Source organism: Methanoculleus marisnigri JR1 (assembly GCF_000015825.1).
Taxonomy (GTDB): Archaea; Halobacteriota; Methanomicrobia; order Methanomicrobiales; family Methanoculleaceae; genus Methanoculleus; species Methanoculleus marisnigri.
On sequence record NC_009051.1, the window covers coordinates 1,750,406 to 1,767,871 of the forward strand.

The window sequence follows — 17,466 nt, forward strand, 5'->3', positions numbered from 1 at the left end:
TATTAATGAGCGATGGGGGAGGGCGCTATATATCTTTTCTGTGCGGATCGTCTATCGTATAGAGCAGCGGTCAGACTTCGAATCTGTGCCGGGCCTCGTAGCGGCGCCACGGGAAACCCATCTCCGAAAGCCCCGCCGCAACGACTGCCAGAGCAGCCGCGCCGAAGAGGTGTGCGCGGTTCACCTCTCCCGCCCTCGTGCCGCTCGAACAGCGAGCAGCCCTCCCGCGAGCGCAAGGATGCCCATCGCGGCGGAGAACCCGGGCGCGGTCCGGGCCTGCGGCGGCCCCGGCTCCAGTTCCAGGTCGAGCTGGTTGGTGGTGTTCTCAAAGACGACATCCCGGTGCAGGGGGAGGTAGCCCTCCTTCTCGACCGATATGTTCTGGGCGTAACCGAACGCGTTCTCGATCAGGTAGCCGCCGTCGCCGGCGGTTTCGGTCGTCACGGGATGGGGTCCCCAGGCGAGCGGGAGGACTGACTCGAACTTCACCGTTGCGTCCGGGACCGGACGGCCGTCGATGTCCCTCACCGTCCCGATCACGTAGATCCGGGGCGGCGGCGGGATATCGACGTTGACGCAGACGTGCAGCACCGCACTCGATCTCGTCCCCAGGCTGTCGATCAGGGTCACGGTGATCGTCTCGTTGCCCTCCGCGACCGGGACGGTGCAGGCGAAATTGGTTGCGTTCCCGCACGAGACCATACCTGCGCTGCTCTCGACCACCACGTCCCGTATCCCGTTCGAGGCCTCGGCCCTGCCGGTGACCGTGACCTCGGGCGGGACAAGATCGCTCCATACCGTCTCGTACTGCTTCGGTGAGATGACCGAGAGGAACGTCGAGGTCTCGACCGGTTCCTCCCCGGCGCTCGCCGGGGCTATAGCCGCAGAAAACAGCACGAGAATACTAAAGATCGTCAGAAGGGTTCGTCTCATTGCCTCGCTCCTTGAAAGAGCGATTGGGGAGGGGGGTTTATATCCTTTCTGTGCCGACCGTCTCCACGTACACAACCCTCTCCGCCAGGGCGATCTCCCGCGGGGCAAAGATGACCAGCGCTTCCGGGATTTCGTCGATCCGGCGAGAAGTCCGGTTATCGTTCGGATCGATCTCCGCAGGCTCGGGGAACGGGTAGATCTCGACGGTGTGCCAGACCTCGGGGGTTGCAAAGGAGATCTCCTTCAAGGGGCGGAGCGTGCCGTCGAGGGCGGCGTAGATGTTCCCGTAGGTGTCGTTGTAGGTCCGGTTCTCCTCGTGACAGAAGATATTCAGGTTCACCCCCCTCTTGCCGTAGGGGACCTCGTCGAACGGGATGCTGTCGACGGCAGTGAGAGCCCCCAGCGGGTGCGGACCGGAAGCGGAGAAATCGATCCGCTGCGATGAGAGGTAGGTGCTCCCGTTTCTGAGGACGAACGCGGAGTGAGCCCAGGGTTCCCCCTCCATATCGGCGGTGAAACTGAACTGGATCACGTTGAGCGACCCATTTGCGTCAAAGCGCATATCAAACAGCATCAACCTCGCCGTTTGGTTATCGAACGGGATCTGCTCTTCCATCGCCTCCCAGATCTCTATGAGCGGGGGGCTGTACTGTTCCACCGGAAGGACGGGGACGGTCTCGTACTTGATCGTCTCGTAGCCGGGCGGGACGTAGGAGGCACGCCAGAGGACGAACACCACCACGATAACGATGCCGAGGATAAGCCACCGGTCTCTCATGCGATCGTGCTCCCGGCAATGAGGTAGCCGCCGTCCGCCGTGCCGATGCCCCGGAACGAGTAGAGGTCGATCGGCTGCGCCTGCCGCCAGACCTCGCTGCCCGCAATGTCCCTGCCGACGAGCGTGACACCCTCATCTGCTGGGGCTACCGAGAGGTAACCGTTCTGCGACGCGACCACAGCACCGCCGTCGTCATCGACGGTATGGTAGTCCGTCACCTCCCCGTTCTCGTCGAGCGTAAAGAGGTAGCCGTGGTTGACCCGTTCGACACCGCCCCAGAAGTTTTCGGGGAAGGTCGTCGACCGGTAGAGGACGGCGAACCGTCCCGGAGCCGTCTCCCGGACACCCAGGAGTTCGTCGAGCCCGTCGCTGCCGAAGTCCCGCTTCCAGAGGACGGTGCCGTTCTCGTCCAGGCGGACAGCCTGCAGGTAGGTCTCGAAGTGATCCCCGGAGAAGACGTGCTGCCCCTCCGCAAAGACAAGGACGCCGCCCTCAGGGGCCGGGTAGATCGGGTGGTACTCGATGCCGCCCGCGGGGTCGAGCGAGGTCTGCCAGAGCCGGGTGCCGTTCGCGCCGAAGCAGGCGACCCTGTCCTCCCACGCCGCGACGTAGCAACCATTTTGAGCAATCAGGGAGACCGGCACCATTCCCCGGCTCTCGTCGACGAACGGCCGTTCCCAGAGCACCTCCCCCCCGGCACCGACCCGGACGAGCCCGGGGGTCTCCGTTGCCGCGAGGAACTCCCCGCCGGACGCCGGGACGAGCGCGGTCACGCGCCCATATCCGGCTTCGGCGATCACCCGGCCGCGGGCGTCCCCGTCTTCATCGTAGGTGAGGATATGCGCCGTGCTCCCTTCCCGGCCGTAATCCGTGACGGCGAGAGCGTAGCCGCCCGGGAGTTCGGCGAGGACGTCGGGACGGTCGTAGGCGGCGATATCCGCCCGCGCCTCCCACTCGACATCCCCGGAGGCGGAGATCTTGAGGACCAGGATATCGGTCTCCGGCGCGGGCTCGCCGCCGGAGTAGGGCGCAGGGGGGATGGCGCCCGCAGCGATTCCGGCCGTCGCAAGGAGCGGCGGGGCGACGATGAACGCGACGGCAACCGCCGCAACCGGGAGAAGGTCGCGGTACGGCCGCTCCGGATCGAGGAGCGACGCAACCAGCCCCCCGAGACCGGCGACCAGCATCGCGCCGCCGACGAGGAGGAGAACCTGCCCCGGGGCCGCGACGAGCGACTGGACGAGATAGGCAGGATCGCCCGCGAACAGCAGCGTCCGGGCGACGATTCCGGCGACCGCACCGGTAAGGAGGGCGGAGAGGAGCCGGGTGCGGCGCGAGGCGGTGCCGCTCGCGCACGCCGTAAGATACCCGGCAAAGAAGAGAACCAGCAGGATCGAGACGAACGTCTGCGTGATCCCCACCCCCAGGAGACCCTGGTTGTAGGCGGAAGGAGAACTCCAGCAGCGCGAGAGCGCCTCCACCACCCCGAGGAAGGCCGCCCCGGCAAGGAGCCCGATGCCGACCGAGACGGCGGCGATCCGTCGCCGCGGCACCGGCGCAGGCGTTTCTTCTCCCGGATCCATCATAATGGGATCTGGGACGCTAAATTATATACGGTTTCTGTGCCGGCCGTCTATTCGCAAGCCCCGGTTTCCCTGAAGCCGGGTAGGAAAGGCTGCCGTCAAAGCGCAAAGGTCAAGAGCCCGCACCCCTATTCCTGTAGCATGCGACGCCGGACGGCTGCCGTACTCCTGATCATCCTTCTCGCCGCTCTCCCCGCCTCTGCGGCCGCAACGGGGTATACGGTCAGCCCTGCCGGGAATTACGTACCCGACCGTCCGCCACAGGATATGACGCCCATCGAGTGGTGGCAGGTTCCGCCTCAGATCCTGATCTCTGAATTCCTCATCGGAACCGCCCCCGAACTCCTGGTCGTCGTCAACGTCCTCTTTCTCTTAAACGTCTGGCTCTTCTTCGGCTACCGCCGGATTGCAAAACGCGCCGCACTCGAACACGAGACCCGGACGGCGATCTACGACCACATCCGCGCCCACCCGGGCATCCGGCTCGGCACCCTCGCCGAGGACCTCGGGATAAACCGGGGAACGCTGCGATACCACCTCGGGAAACTGCAGGAGTTCGGGATGATCGCCAGCACCGCCGTCGGAGGGCAGACTGGATACTTCGAGAACCGGCAGAAGTACTCCCCCCTCGAAGAGAAGGTGCTCATCCACCTCAAAAACCCGAACACGCGGGAGATCCTCTTCACGCTGCTGGAGAGCCCGGAAGCGTCGCGGCCGGAACTTGCCGAACGGCTCGGGATAACCGCGTCGTCGGTCTCGTGGCACCTCCGAAGGCTGAAGAACGACGGGGTCGTGCTCCGGGAGAAGGAGAGAGGAGACGTCCGGTATACCCTCTCGGGAGAGGCTGCGGCGTTTTTCGGGGAGCGGACGGGGGGCGGGGCGGCGAAGTCCGGGGATTGCCGGGACACCAGGCATGAGGGAGCGGGTGCCGGGAGCGGTGGATGAAGGACGGAGAAGCTGTTTTTTTTACCGCATCTGCTGCCACCTTATTTTTAATCAAAACACATTCATGGCAGTGACCCCGATGAACCCCACCGCATCCGCACCGAACGCCTCGACCTGACCCCTGCCACGCTCGAGATCCTCGAGGCCGACCGGGACGACCGTCAAAAACTCGCCCGCCTCCTCTCCGCCGCCGTCCCGGGTTCGTGGCCGCCGCCGCTGCTCGACGACGAGACACTCGGGGAGTTCATCCGGATAACGGCAGAGAACACCGACCCCTGCTTCATAACCTGGTACTGGGTGCGGGACGACCCCGCCGAGGGCGGCCGGGTTCTCGTCGGCAGCGGCGGGCTTGCCTCGTCACCGCTTACCGGTACGGTCTTCATCGGCTACTCGGTGCTCGAGGAGTTCCAGTGCCGCGGGTATGCGACCGAGGCGGTTCGCCACATCATCCCCGCGGCCTTCTCCCTCCCCGGCGTCCGGCGGATCATGGCGACGACCTACCCGGGACTCATTGCATCCATCCGGGTGCTCGAGAAGAACGGGTTTGTCTACGCCGGCGAGGGACCCGCCGGCAGAGGGTTCGAAGAAGGAACCGTCGCCTACGTGCTGGAGAAGCCCGGCGCATCTCTCTGAGGGCAGAGAGAGCGTAGCTGCCGTCCCGCACAGGAACGTATATGATGTGCTCGCACCCTGTGAGCCTGCCGATACCGACAGAAGCGTGAGGCAGGAAGTGGGAACCATGGCATGGAGAAGACCGTCGCGCGAGATCTGGGGCGAATTCGACCAGATGATAGGGGATATGCAGAAACAGTTTTCCGAGGTGATGGAGCGGCTCTCGGGAGCCGCACAGCAGGTGCCTGGAGGAGCCGGAACGGTGGTCGACGTCCTGGAGCACGATACGGACGTCGTGGTCGTTGCCGACCTCCCCGGCGTCGCGAGGGAGGGGATATCCGTCCGGCTCCTTGATGCGAGAACGCTCAGGATCACCGCCCGGCGGGAGGAGGCAAAGGAGGAAAGGCAGGCCGGCTACCACGTGCGGGAGCGGAGGTTCGGCGCGATCTCCCGGACGGTCTCCCTCCCCACCGACGTCCGCGACGAGGGGGCGACCGCCACGTTCAAGAACGGCGTCCTCGAGGTGCGGCTGAAGAAGGTGGCCGAGACCCGCGGAAAAGAGATCTCGGTGAGCGAAGAGGCCGCGAAGCAGCACAGAGAACAGGTGGAGGAAGGATACCGGGAGGCGCGGGAGAGGATCGAGCCGTCCGGGTACCCGCGATCCCGGGACGTGATGGAAGCGGCGGAGGGGATCGAACTCGAGGAGCGAGGGACCCCCAAAGAACAGGAGACGGCCGCGAAGCTCCGCAAGCAGAAGGAGAAACTCTACGAGGAGGGGAAGAGGAAACTCGAGGAGTAAACCGGTCATCCCGTGAGATCCCGGAGGAGCTCGAACCCCGACTCGATGACATCCAGGTACCGCCGGTTGCGTCCGCCCGGGTAGGGCAGACAGAGAAGCCGGCTCTCTTCGAAGATCGCCTCCCGGGAGAGCCCGGTGATCGTTCCGGCACCGGAAAGAACGCTCGCGTAGGGCTCGATATGGCGGAGGCCGGCCAGCGCCGTATTCCCTAGGGCGACAACGAATTCCGGGGCGAGGGCGGCGAGCTCGGGCGCGAGGGTCTTTCTGGCGCTCATCCGGATGAGATCGGCCGGGATGACCGGTTTGCGGTTCTTCCGAAAGACGCACCTGACCGTATCGACGAGGAAGAGACCCTTCGCCGCAAAGATGTCCAGGTTCTCCCGGCGCGAGTTGCCGTCGAGCCCGAGCAGCGAGAAGAGGTTCTCCGCGAGCCCTCGGGAGAGGGGCGCGGCGTCGGGACGGCACGGCGCGTCGTAGCGGTCGTTCCAGAAGTAGGGGTAGCCGGGGCTCCGGCAGTCGGCCGGTTCCGCGACCTCCCGCCGCCCGGCGGTCCAGGGCGGGGACTCGGCGACGAAGAGCACCTTCACGCGGCCGGGTCGCCGGGATGCGGCGTCGCAGGCGTCGTGGGGCAGGAGCCCCGGCAGGAGGATGCCGCACAGATCCGGGCGATCGAGCGCGTAGCGGCGGTAAGCCTCCCGCATCGCCGCTGGAGCATGTCGGGGATCCATCACTGCAGGTTCGCCGCGATGACGGATATGTTTCGCGGGCGGATCCCGGCATGAGATGCGACATATAAAGAGGTCTCGGAACCAAGAATTGGAAGAATGGAGAAGAATATTACCTTCCAGGAACTCAATATCTCGCCAAAGACACTCCGCGCAATAGAAGATATGGGATTTGAAGAGCCCACGCCCATCCAGGTCAGCACCATACCGGCGATACTCGACGGACGCGACGTGACCGGCCAGGCACAGACAGGAACAGGGAAGACAGCGGCGTTCGGCGTCCCGGCGATCGAGCGCGTCGACACCGGCAGCCGGGAGACGCAGGTGCTCGTCCTCTCCCCCACCCGGGAACTCGCCATCCAGACTGCTGAAGAGTTTTCCCGTCTGGCGAAACACCACCAGGGCATCAACATCCTCCCGATCTACGGCGGCCAGCCGATCGACCGGCAGTTCCGGGCGCTGCAACGCGGCGTCCAGATCGTCGTCGGGACGCCCGGCCGGGTGCTCGACCACCTCGACCGGGGGACGCTCTCGTTTGGCGCGGTGAAGGTCGTCGTCCTCGATGAGGCCGACCAGATGCTGGATATGGGATTCCGGGAAGACATCGAAAAGATCCTCGACGATACCCCGCGGGACCGCCAGACGATTCTCTTCTCGGCAACCCTCCCAAAACCCATCCTCGAGATCTCGAAAAAGTTCCAGAAAAACCCCGAGTTCATCTCGGTCGCGCGCAAGGAAGTGACCGTCCCGCAGATCGAGCAGCTCTACCTCGAGGTGCGCAGCAGGGACAGGCTCGAGATCCTCACCCGGCTGCTCGACATGTACGATCCCGACCTGACCCTGATCTTCTCGAACACCAAGAGGGGTGTCGACGACCTGACCACTCACCTTCAGGCCCGCGGCTACTTCGCCGAAGGGCTTCACGGGGACATGAAGCAGACCCTGCGCGACCGGGTGATGGCGAAATTCCGGGCGGGGTCGATCGATATCCTGGTTGCGACGGACGTCGCCGCACGGGGCATCGATGTCGAGGACGTCGACCTGGTCATCAATTACGACGTCCCGCAGGATATCGAGTACTACATCCACCGTATCGGCAGGACGGCACGAGCCGGGCGCACCGGGCGGGCCGTCACGTTCGTGGGCCCCAAGGAGTATTTCAAGCTCCGGACGATCCAGAACTATACAAAAATTAAGATCGCCCGGATCCCGCTCCCGACCCAGGGAGACGTCGAGGAGAGCCGGACGCGCAAACTCATCGACCGGGTACACCAGACCATCGACGAGGGCAATCTTGACCAGTACGCGAACCTCGTCGAGCGGATCATCGCCGAGGATTATACCTCGCTCGAGGTCGCCGCCGCCCTCCTGAAACTGGAACTCGGCGGGGTCGGCCAGGGCCAGCCGCAGGATATCAGGCCTGCCCAGGGGCAGGCTCTTCTCAGGATCCCGGTCGGAAGAGAGCACCAGATCAGGCCGAAGGATATCGTCGGAGCGCTCGCGGGCGAGACCGGGATTCCCGGCAGCGCCATCGGCGCGATCAACATCTACGACACCTACTCCACCGTCGACGTGCCCCTTGACGCCGCCGAGCGGGTCATCGAGGGGATGAAAGGAAAAACCATCGCACGGGTCCGGCTGACCCGGCCGATCGAGATCGTCGAGGCGGCCGGCGGGCGGTAAGAATGCATGGGCCGGCGGCGTGCGGATCCGGAATCCAGAAAACCTTTTTTTCTACCGGGCAGGCGCAGCACGCCGGCATGCTTGAGGCGCACCGGAAGACCTGCAGAGCAGAATGGTCATCGACCCGGAACGTTTTTCCCGAAGCCGAAGCATCGTCCGGTATGAACCGGCGGGATCACCGCATGGCAACCCGGAGGTGCGGGGGGATTCTCCGGGGTAGCGGCACCGGTCCCGTCCGGGGAAACGATTATATATCCTGATGCGTATTCTAGACCGTCTGGGGGGTGGTGGCGTCAATAGGTACGGTACAATCTCTTATCTTCCGGAGTCTCATCGCCATCGAAATAATCGAGAATTATCTGCCCTAAGACCCGCATATTAGTAAATAGCATATTTGCAAGATGGTGTGCTGCAAACTCCTGCTCGGGTTCGGCCGGCCATCTCTGCCACCTGCCCTGCATCGGGGAGCGCAACGGGCCGGGTTGCCCGTCGCGCCCCCTCCGGAAAAATCGGATCCCCGGAAAATTCCACACGAATCTGCCGGACGGGAGCGGTCGTGGAACCGCTTTCACGGCCCGCCCGCCCATAGGTGTATTGGGGGATTGAATTCTTTTTTACGTCCCCCTGCCTTCAGGTATTCAGAACGCCAAGTTCCGTGTTCAGCATGTCCAGATAGTCTGAGAGGAGGCGGGTGATCAGGAAGTTCTGCCGGACGTGCTCCTTGCCGGCCCGGCCGAGCCGCTCCCCGAGTTCCGGGTTCTCGAGGACCTGCCGGATCCTCCAGGCAAACCCATCGGTATCGGTCGGGTCGAGGAGGAAACCGGTCTCGCCATCCTCGATCTGGAGCGGTATGCCCCCGATCCGGGACGCGATGACCGGCCGCCCCTTCCAGAGCCCTTCGGTGACGGTCAGGCCGAACCCTTCGCGGAGCGACTTCTGGAGGATGACGCATGAAACCCGTTGCAGGGCGTTGACCAGCAGGTGGTCTTCGGCGGTGATCAGGATGACGTCACCGGCATCGATGAACTCCCGCGCCTTCTCCTCGACACGGCGGTAGATCGCCCAGCCTTCTGGGTCGTCGGGGGCCATGCTCCCGCAGAGCACCAGTCTGCAGTCGACGTGCTCGCGCACCCGGGCAAAGACGTCGATGACGCCTTCGGGGTCCTTCCACTTGTCGAACCGCGAAATCTGGGTGATCAGCGGCTTGTCGATCGGCACGCCGTACTTCTCAAGAAGGCCTGCGATCTCCGCGTCGGTGAGATCGCGGTTCTTCTCCGAAAGGGGATCGATCGCCGGACGGCAGATCCACTGCTCCATCGACATCCCTTTGCGGTGGTACTCCTCGTGCGAGATAACCATCCGGTCGTAATCAAGAATGAAGTCCTTGAGGAACTCCCAGAGTTCCGTATCAGGGTTCGAGAGATCGACGTGGCACCGCCAGACCCAGGGCTGGGTCTTTTCGTAGAACCGGATAAGGGGCAGGGGCTGCGGGTCGTGGATGACCACCAGGTCGTGGTCGATCTTCATCTGCCCGGAGAAGCATTCGTTCGTCCGGAGATAGAGCCCTTTCTCGTCGTCCGAGAACGATATCGTCTGCCCCTGCAGTGCGTTGTGGAAGTTCTTGGTGATGGTGAAGAAATCACCCTCGCCATTCAGGATATTCCACTGCGTCCTGACCCCGACGTCGTTCATGAGCGGAACGAGCGAGAGGATCATCTCCGCTACGCCGCCGCTCTGGTATGTCGAGTTCACGTGAAGGACCCGCTTCCCCTGGAGGGCCGCCGCCTTGCGGTAGATCCCGGAGATGACATCGTCGCCGACGATGGGCCGGTGGTCCTCGAGCGTCCGGCCGTTGTCGCAGATGCAGGTTATTCCGTCCATATAGGCCATCGCAAATCTCCCCCTCAAAGACAGTCCAGAGACTTATTGCACACAGCATCTGTGCCCTTGGATTAATAAACATATGCATGTGAAAATAATCCATTTTAAGCCATATTTTACCGATAACATGTATCATAGTGACAAAATATGAATTTACGTGATGCAAAACAATGACAACCAGGACGAAAAAAGTTAATAAGGTGAAAAATTTCGGGCCCCGGAACGATGCGGATCTGAAGAGCGCAAGGATCGGGTGGAGCGGCGCGCCACCAAAAAAAAGAAGAAATACCCATATAGAGAGGATTCCCAACACTATACGGTGCGATGTATCGAAAGCACGTCGGGAAAAACGGCATTGAACCCGGGCACACGCCCCTCTTTACCACCTCCGACGGCGTGACCTTCAGGAGGATGGCACACGGGGCCGACGCCGTCTACGTCGTCGGCGAGTACCGCTTCGACGACATCCGGCCGGACGACATCGTCCTCGATATCGGGGCCAACGTGGGCGCCTTCTGCATCCGGGCCGCCCGCCGCTCGAGACACGTGCTGGCCGTCGAACCCATCCTTACGGAGGCACTCCGGGAGAACGTCGAGAGAAACGGCGGAGGGGTCACCGTGGTCGACGGGGCGCTCGGCACGGGGGAGAGCGTCCGGATCGCCTGGGGGGAGAGAACACTCGCCGTGGCGACCCGCACTCTCGGTGAGTTTGCCGCCATGGCCGGAGGATGCGACTTCTTAAAGTGCGACTGCGAGGGGGCGGAATGGTCCATCAGGCCACGAGACCTCGATGGGGTGCACCGGATCGAGATGGAACTCCACATGCCCCCGATCGGGGGGCCGGTGAACAGGACGCTTCTCGACTACATCGGGGAGCATTACGATTTCGAGATAGAGCGGACACCCGGCTACGACGTGAAGGGCGTGATAGGGGTTCTGCACGCCGTCCGGAAGAACGGCAGGTGAATGTCCGGCGGCCGTCGCGGGACGGGAAGATTCAGGTAATCCCGGCCGGGATAAAAGGGCAGGTAAATTCCCCGAGATTCGGCTAACCGCGACCCACCGGCATGCATAAATAGGGATCGGCAACAACGCTCCCGGTGGTGATGCAGTATGGCGCAGGCTAAAGAAGGCGACACCGTAAAGGTGCATTATACAGGAAAACTGGAAGACGGGACGGTCTTTGATACCTCCGAAGAGCGGGCCCCACTGGAGTTCACCATCGGCAGCGGTCAGATCATCCCGGGGTTCGAGCGCGCCGTGGTCGGCATGGAGCCGGGAGAGGCAAAGACAGCCACGATCCCGCCCGAAGAGGCATACGGTCCCCGCCGTGATGAGATGACCATTACGGTGGACAGGGAACAGTTTCCCGAGGATATCAATCCCGAACCGGGCCAGCAACTCCAGGTTCAGCAGCCGGACGGCAGGGCGGCCATCGTCGTCGTCAGCGACGTCTCGGAGTCGAGCGTGACGCTGGACGCGAACCACCCGCTGGCCGGACAACCCCTGACATTCGATATCGAACTCGTGGATATCATCAGCGCTGCGCAGGAGCAGGTAGTCGGGTAACTCCCTACCGCAGCAACCTTCTTAACTCCGGAAGCGGCCGGGTGTTGGCGATATCTTCCGCCGAGAGCCATCCACGGCGGGCGGTCGCGACACCCAGCTCCATATACCGGAGATTCTCCCGGCGATGGGCGTCCGAGGCGAGCGAGAACCGGACGCCTGCCCCGCGGGCCGAACGGGCGTTGACGTCGGAGAGGTCCAGCCGGGCCGGGAACGCGTTGATCTCCATAAGAACCCCGAGCGCTGCTGCGGCATCGAAGACCGCGGCGAGGTCGATCCGGTAGGGTTCGCGGGAGAGAAGTATCCGTCCCGTCGGGTGGCCGATGATCTTGACGTGATCGTTGTGCATCGCCGTGAGCACCCGTTCCGTCATCTCTTTCTCGGACTGCTTGAACCCCGAGTGGACGCTCGCCACCACCACGTCGAGGTCGGCGAGGGTACCATCCGGGAGATCGATCGTGCCGTCCATGCCGATGTTGCACTCGGTACCGGAGAGGAGAGTGAATTCGCCGTCGCTCTCCCGGTTGATCCGCTCGATATCGCGTATCTGATCGGCAAGACGCCCGGGAGAGAGGCCGCGGGCGATACGGAGTCCCTCCGCATGGTCGCAGATGGCGACGTACTCGTAGCCGAGCGTCCGGGCAGCTTTTGCCATCTCCTCTATGGAATGAGCGCCCTCGCTCCAGCGGGTGTGGACGTGGAGGTCGCCTCTGATCGCATCGTAGCCGACGAGGTCGGGCAGTGTCCCGGCCCGGGCGGCCTCGATCTCGCCCCGGTCCTCCCGGAGTTCCGGCTCGATCCAGGCGAGACCGAGGGCACGGTAGATCCCGGCCTCGTCCTCTCCCGCGACCGTCCGGCCGGTTGCAAGATCGGCGAGCCCGTACTCGTTCAGCCGCCAGTTCCTCGCGATCGCGAGCTTCCGCAGGGTGATGTTGTGCTCTTTCGAACCCGTGAAGTACTGGAGGGCGGCCCCGAAATGCCCGTCCTCCACGACCCGGAGGTCGACCTGGATCCCGGTCGAGAGCACCACCGAGGTCTTCGTCATCCCCCGAACGAGGACACGCTCGACCCCCGGGAGGGTGGCGAAGACCTCCATCACCTCCTCCGGACGTGTTGAGGTCGCGAGGATGTCGACGTCCCCGATCGTCTCTTTTCTCCGGCGGATCGACCCGGCGAGGCTCACCTGCCGGACCGAGGCGAGCGAGGCAAGCCGCCGCTCGATCTCCCGGGCGACGGGAAGGATCTGCCCGAGAAGGCGGCGCTCCGTTGCCGTCCGGCTCGCCCGGACGCTCGCGAGGATGTTCGCTTCGGTCTTCTCCCCGAATCCGGGGAGGTCGCGGATCCGGCCGGCCAACGCCTTCGCCTCCAGGTCGTCGACGGTCCGGATGCCGAGTTCCCGGGAGAGGGCGATCGCCTTCTTCGGCCCAATCCCCTCGAGCCGGGTAAGGTGCTGCACGCCCTCCGGGAGTTCTTCGCGGAGAGAGGAGAGGTACCCGAGGCTCCCGGTCTCGAGGATCTCGCGGATCTTTTTGGCGATCCCCTTGCCCACCCCGGGGATCTCGTCGAGATCGCCTTCCCGTGCGACGTCGGCGACATTCTCCGGCAGGGTCTCGATCGCCAGCGCCGCCCGCCGGTACGCCTGCGGCTTGAACCGGACGCCCTTGAGTTCCAGGAGATCGGCGACCTCGTGGAGGATCGTTGCGACCTCGATGTTCGTCACCCGCAAATGGTTCTCCATGACGCTCACCGGAAGGCAGAGATTACGCACTCTGCGATTCAGAATTTATTCATCGCCGGTGCCTACATGAAGGTTGCGGTCTCCGGGCGGTGGAAGAAGTCCCGGCCGGTAAATCCATATGGTCGGAAGGTCTTCCCTTCTCCAGGGATCGGATGGATATGCACAGGAAGGGATCGGTCGCCGAAGTCCTCTTCTCAGGAGTCATCGGGATCGTCGTCTTCCTGATCGTGCTCGGGGTACTCAATATCCTCGCGGACGCCTACGTCCGGATACCGATCTTCCTGCAGGTCGTCGAGTTCCTCAACGCCAACCTCGGGCTGCTCATCATGATATCGGTCCTCTTCCTCGTCGGCGACCTCTTCGGGGCCCTTCCATTCCCCCTGAACCTCCCCGGCCCGATCTTCGGCGCATTCGGTGCCGTATTCCTGATCATGTTCCTCCTTCGGCTCTTTACGCTCGTCGGCGAGATCACCGGCGTCGGGCTTTTCTCAGTCTTCGAGAGGGCGCTTGCGCTCCCGATCTATCTGATCGTCTTCATCATCGCGCTCATCGCAGGGTATATCGGGCTCTTTGCGGACCCGCCGCCAGGCCGGGCATGATCCGGGACTACTCGAACCCTTCCGTCTCCTCGAAGGTGCTCACCATGTGGTCCCGCAGCCTGCCGGTCTTCGGATCGATATGAACCAGCACAAGGAGTTCGTGCTCGCCGTTTTCCCAGAGAGCAAGGGCAGGCCTGTCCTCCTTTGCCCGGAACCCGAGCGCCTCGAGGGCCTCACGAACTTCGGCGTAGGCGGGGTTTGCGGCGAGCGTCTCCCTGATCCGGGCCTTCATGGCCTCCTGCGCATCCCGGTCGATGGGTACCTGTTCCGGCATACAGGACCCATACCGCGTACCCCCGGATAAATCTGACGCGGCGGAGGCGATCGGAACAGCCGGGTTTCGAAGGGTGGACTCCTTTACCAGGCAGTGAAGCCGGCAGACTCTCCTCGCACCTAACGGTGCTCAAACTCCTGTCATTCTGGCAGTCGCACTTCACGGCCTTCCAGGCCGTCGTAGGCGGCCACCCGGTAGCCTGCGTACCCGCCCCCGAGATTCATCTGCAGGAGGACGAAGATCCCGAGATCGGGCTGCACCCATATCGCGACGTCGGCATCGTCCTGCTCCGGTATGAAGTTCAACGAACGAAGCGCCTCCCTGACATCGGTATAATCGGGCGTCGACTGGATTATCTCCTCGATCTCCACCATCACGGCCCGTCGCTGCAGATTCTCGATCTCTCCAAGCATGCCGCCCTCGATCGCCCCCCTCGTATAAAACATGATCCGGGGTACGGTCGCGCATCGGGGTGTGTCGTTGCGGATGTGCCGGCACGGTGCGCCGCCCGTTGAGGGGCACAACCTTCATCAGAGACCTCGTTAAAACATACAGCAACGGAGTCCCGCACGAGAGCCTATGACCGACGAAGACTCAAGGACGCTTATCCTCGATATCGACAACGACGACCTGCAGGAACTCTCCGAATACCTGGACGTGCTGAGCAGCAGCACGCGTTTGAAGATCCTGAAAGTCATCGAACGAAGCCCGAAAGACGTCCGGCAGATATCGGCCGCGATCGAGACGAGTTACGAGAACACGAAAAAGCACCTCGACAAACTGATGAGCATCGGGGTCGTCCGCAAAGAGGCAGGTCTCTCGCGCCCGACCGCAAAGGGAGTACACCCGGTCTGGAAATACTCGCTCGTACCCGGCGGACTCGAAGCGATCACGAGGAGCCTCGGGCTCTTCTCGAACCTGAAACTGACCCTCACGGACTCCGTGCTCGCGAAAAAACTCGCCGGCGTCCGGGAGACGTTCTCGGGAGAGTTCTCCGGGCAGCCCCCGGTCGTCATCCTCCTCGGGGGCGCGGAGGACGGCAGAGTCTTTGCGCTCGCCGGGGACAGCATAGCCGTAGGCCGGGCGGATCCGGGAGTTCCCGGGCGGGCCGCGCAGGCAATCGTCCTCGGCGAGGAGTACGCAGCGGTCACCCGCGTCTCGAAGCCGCACGCCCGGCTCACCCACCGCCGGGACGGCGCCTGGTTCATCGAGGACTGCGGCAGCACGGGCGGCACCTTCGTGAACGGCACGCCGCTTGAAGCGGGCACGCGGCGGGAACTTCACGACGGGGACCTCATCGAACTCGCGAAAGGCGCGCCGGGGGCAACCCTCGTCTTCGTCGTTCCCGGGGGGGTGCCGGTGTCGGATGCCGCCTGACCGGGCCGGGCGGGCTGCCGTCCTGCTCCTCGTCGCCGCGCTCCTTCTCGCAGCCGTCGCTCCAATCGTCTCGGGCGCCGGAGGGCCGCCCGAGCACGCAAACGCCTCCCCCCAGGGCATCGAATCCGCCGGAAAGAACCCGGACGAGGATAAGGATGCCGGCCCAGGTCAGAACAAGGGCAAGGCTACGCCGGAAGAGACCGTCACGCCCGAAAATACCCCGACGGTGGCGACGCCGGGTGCAACGGCAACCCCGACCGCCGGGGGTATGCCCGAAGAGAAGAACAACGCGACCGACGCCGACCCGTTCCCCTGGGCCATTCTGGTTCTCGTCCTCCTCGCAGGGGCCGTCGTTTTCGGCGCCCGGTACCTGACGGGACCGCCCAGAAAGGAGGCGGAGCCCGCCGCGACCATCCTTGCCGATGCATACCAGACAGTGCTCTCCCGCCCGGCAGGGTTCCCGCCCGAACTTGCGGAGCGCTACGACCGGATTGCCTTTGTCGGAAGAGGAGGGCTCGGGCAGGTCTTTTCGGCGGTCAGACGCGATGACCGTCGAACCGTAGCGGTGAAGATCCCGGCCGCCTACGACGAGGCGACGGGAAAGACCTTCATGAAGGAGATGCGGTTCTGGGAAGATCTGGCTCACCCGAACATCGTGACGGTTCACTCGGTCAATATCCTCCCGGTACCGTTCGTTGAGATGGAGTACCTCCCCCGGACGCTGGATGACCTTGAAAAACCCCTCCCGGTGGAGACCGCCGCCCGCATCGCCGCGGGCATCGCCGCCGGGCTTGCCTACGCCCACGAAAAGGGCGTGATTCACCGGGACATCAAGCCGAGGAACATCCTTCTCGACGACGGCCTGACGCCGAAGATCACCGACTGGGGGATGAGCACGACAGTGGCGGCGAGCGGGGATACCGGTGTCGCCGGATTCACCCTCGCCTACGCGGCCCCGGAGCAGATCGCCCCGGAACGGTTCGGCAGGGCCGATGCACGGACGGACATCTACCAGCTCGGCGCCGTCTTCTACGAACTGGTGACGGGGAAGGCGCCCTTTGCCCGCGAGAGTCTCGCCGGGCTGGCCGAAGCGGTCATCCGCGAGCAGCCCGCCCCTCCCTCAGAGATAGACCCCACGCTTGCAGCACTCGACCCGATCATCCTCCGGTGCCTTGCAAAAGACCCTGCCGACCGCTACCAGTCCGCCGGAGAAGTGCTCGAGGCGATCGAGGCCGTGTTCGGCGACGCGGAAGAGGGGAGAGCGTGAAGAACCTTCTCGCCCGGTACCTTGCTCGCGCCAGGGCGATGCAGTTCCACTACCTGCTCGCGTCGCTCGTCCTCCTGCTCGCCGTCTACCCCTACGTGAGTGCAGGGCCGACCGGACCGGCCGCCCTGAAGGTGCTCTCGTCCTTCGTCCTGATCACCGGCGTCTACGCCGTGAGCAACCGGCGGCGGCAGGTCGTGATCGCCGTCCTCCTTGCAGTGCCCGCCTTCGGCCTCGGCTGGCTCCACATCATCACCGGCGACCCGGCACTCGGCAGCGCCGAGAGCGTCTTCACGCTCCTCTTCTACGCCTTCACCGCGCTTGTCGGCCTGTCAAGGGTGCTCGGGACGCGCCGGATCACCACCGACACCATCTACGGCGCGGTCTCCGTCTACCTCCTCATGGGCCTCACCTGGGCGACGGCCTACAACCTTGTCGAGGGTATCACTCCCGGATCGTTCTCGGCAGAGTCAGGAGCGGGTTTCACCTTTCCTGCGTTCATCTACTTCAGTTTCGTCACCCTTGCAACGCTCGGCTACGGCGACATCACGCCGGTCACCGACCAGGCCAGATCACTCGCCCTGCTCGAGACCGTGAGCGGGACACTCTACATCGCCGTCCTGATCGCCCGCCTGGTGGCGGCCGCCGGATGGCGAACCGATGCCGCAGACGAGTGACCGGTGCAGGAATTCCAGAGATAAATGCCGGG

General features: G+C 63.9%; 18 protein-coding genes. 10 read left to right on the forward strand and 8 right to left on the reverse strand.

Annotated features, from left to right (window positions below):
• Nucleotides 1–180 precede the first annotated feature (180 nt).
• The 3 genes from MEMAR_RS08600 to MEMAR_RS08610 are packed head-to-tail and all read right to left on the reverse strand — an operon-like array spanning nt 181 to nt 3,297.
• The gene (locus MEMAR_RS08600) at nt 181–933 is read right to left on the reverse strand and encodes a peptidase associated/transthyretin-like domain-containing protein (RefSeq protein WP_011844588.1); all 753 of its coding nucleotides are present in this window, start codon (nt 931–933) and stop codon (nt 181–183) included.
• A gap of 37 nt (nt 934–970) precedes the next feature.
• Nucleotides 971–1,711 (reverse strand): hypothetical protein, encoded by a 741-nt coding sequence (locus tag MEMAR_RS08605; RefSeq protein WP_011844589.1) that lies wholly within the window; start codon nt 1,709–1,711, stop codon nt 971–973.
• On the reverse strand, nt 1,708–3,297 hold the full coding sequence (locus tag MEMAR_RS08610; RefSeq protein WP_011844590.1) for a GumC domain-containing protein: 1,590 nt from the start codon (nt 3,295–3,297) through the stop codon (nt 1,708–1,710). Before MEMAR_RS08610 ends, MEMAR_RS08605 begins: the two co-directional genes overlap by 4 nt.
• Before the next feature lie 138 nt (nt 3,298–3,435).
• On the opposite strand from MEMAR_RS08610, the gene MEMAR_RS13165 reads away from it, so the two are divergent.
• The 3 genes from MEMAR_RS13165 to MEMAR_RS08625 all read left to right on the forward strand — a co-directional run bounded on the left by MEMAR_RS13165 (nt 3,436) and on the right by MEMAR_RS08625 (nt 5,650).
• A complete protein-coding gene (locus MEMAR_RS13165) occupies nt 3,436–4,239 on the forward strand; it encodes a winged helix-turn-helix transcriptional regulator (protein ID WP_011844591.1) in 804 nt (267 codons plus the stop codon).
• A gap of 135 nt (nt 4,240–4,374) precedes the next feature.
• Nucleotides 4,375–4,872 carry a GNAT family N-acetyltransferase gene (locus MEMAR_RS12490; RefSeq protein ID WP_081432607.1) on the forward strand — a complete coding sequence of 166 codons (498 nt, stop codon included), beginning with the start codon at nt 4,375–4,377 and terminating at the stop codon, nt 4,870–4,872.
• Nucleotides 4,873–4,978: 106 nt separating this feature from the next.
• Complete coding sequence (locus tag MEMAR_RS08625) at nt 4,979–5,650, forward strand: Hsp20/alpha crystallin family protein (protein WP_011844593.1); 672 nt, start codon at nt 4,979–4,981, stop codon at nt 5,648–5,650.
• Nucleotides 5,651–5,655: 5 nt separating this feature from the next.
• Here MEMAR_RS08625 and MEMAR_RS08630 read toward each other — a convergent pair whose 3' ends face one another.
• Complete coding sequence (locus MEMAR_RS08630) at nt 5,656–6,378, reverse strand: uracil-DNA glycosylase family protein (RefSeq protein ID WP_011844594.1); 723 nt, start codon at nt 6,376–6,378, stop codon at nt 5,656–5,658.
• Between the two features lie 96 nt (nt 6,379–6,474).
• Between MEMAR_RS08630 and MEMAR_RS08635 the strand changes: the two genes are divergently transcribed.
• Nucleotides 6,475–8,058, forward strand: coding sequence for a DEAD/DEAH box helicase (locus tag MEMAR_RS08635; protein ID WP_011844595.1), 1,584 nt, complete (start codon nt 6,475–6,477; stop codon nt 8,056–8,058).
• Nucleotides 8,059–8,688: 630 nt separating this feature from the next.
• On the opposite strand, the gene MEMAR_RS08650 is transcribed toward MEMAR_RS08635, so the two are convergent.
• Nucleotides 8,689–9,948, reverse strand: a complete 1,260-nt coding sequence (locus tag MEMAR_RS08650; protein WP_011844598.1) for a glycosyltransferase — start codon at nt 9,946–9,948, stop codon at nt 8,689–8,691.
• Between the two features lie 315 nt (nt 9,949–10,263).
• Between MEMAR_RS08650 and MEMAR_RS08655 the strand changes: the two genes are divergently transcribed.
• Nucleotides 10,264–10,905 (forward strand): FkbM family methyltransferase, encoded by a 642-nt coding sequence (locus tag MEMAR_RS08655; protein ID WP_011844599.1) that lies wholly within the window; start codon nt 10,264–10,266, stop codon nt 10,903–10,905.
• Between the two features lie 147 nt (nt 10,906–11,052).
• Nucleotides 11,053–11,508, forward strand: a complete 456-nt coding sequence (locus tag MEMAR_RS08660; RefSeq protein WP_011844600.1) for an FKBP-type peptidyl-prolyl cis-trans isomerase — start codon at nt 11,053–11,055, stop codon at nt 11,506–11,508.
• A gap of 4 nt (nt 11,509–11,512) precedes the next feature.
• On the opposite strand, the gene polX is transcribed toward MEMAR_RS08660, so the two are convergent.
• A complete protein-coding gene (polX, locus tag MEMAR_RS08665; protein ID WP_011844601.1) occupies nt 11,513–13,243 on the reverse strand; it encodes a DNA polymerase/3'-5' exonuclease PolX in 1,731 nt (576 codons plus the stop codon).
• A 158-nt stretch (nt 13,244–13,401) separates the two neighbouring features.
• Here polX and MEMAR_RS08670 point away from each other — a divergent pair, with 158 nt between their 5' ends.
• On the forward strand, nt 13,402–13,842 hold the full coding sequence (locus tag MEMAR_RS08670) for a hypothetical protein (RefSeq protein WP_245526579.1): 441 nt from the start codon (nt 13,402–13,404) through the stop codon (nt 13,840–13,842).
• 7 nt (nt 13,843–13,849) lie between these two features.
• On the opposite strand, the gene MEMAR_RS08675 is transcribed toward MEMAR_RS08670, so the two are convergent.
• Together MEMAR_RS08675 and MEMAR_RS08680 are read right to left on the reverse strand one after the other, a co-directional pair.
• A complete protein-coding gene (locus tag MEMAR_RS08675) occupies nt 13,850–14,116 on the reverse strand; it encodes a hypothetical protein (protein ID WP_011844603.1) in 267 nt (88 codons plus the stop codon).
• Nucleotides 14,117–14,256: 140 nt separating this feature from the next.
• Nucleotides 14,257–14,562 (reverse strand): hypothetical protein, encoded by a 306-nt coding sequence (locus MEMAR_RS08680; protein ID WP_011844604.1) that lies wholly within the window; start codon nt 14,560–14,562, stop codon nt 14,257–14,259.
• A 133-nt stretch (nt 14,563–14,695) separates the two neighbouring features.
• Between MEMAR_RS08680 and MEMAR_RS08685 the strand changes: the two genes are divergently transcribed.
• From MEMAR_RS08685 to MEMAR_RS08695, 3 genes are read left to right on the forward strand one after another with little or no spacing between them, the layout of a single operon-like run.
• Entirely contained in the window at nt 14,696–15,493 is a 798-nt protein-coding gene (locus tag MEMAR_RS08685; protein WP_011844605.1) for an FHA domain-containing protein, read from the forward strand.
• Nucleotides 15,483–16,760 (forward strand): serine/threonine-protein kinase, encoded by a 1,278-nt coding sequence (locus tag MEMAR_RS08690; RefSeq protein WP_011844606.1) that lies wholly within the window; start codon nt 15,483–15,485, stop codon nt 16,758–16,760. The genes MEMAR_RS08685 and MEMAR_RS08690 overlap by 11 nt, the downstream gene beginning before the upstream one ends.
• Nucleotides 16,757–17,434: a potassium channel family protein gene (locus MEMAR_RS08695; protein WP_245526580.1), complete on the forward strand. Its 678-nt coding sequence runs from the start codon at nt 16,757–16,759 to the stop codon at nt 17,432–17,434. The genes MEMAR_RS08690 and MEMAR_RS08695 overlap by 4 nt, the downstream gene beginning before the upstream one ends.
• Nucleotides 17,435–17,466: the final 32 nt, after the last annotated feature.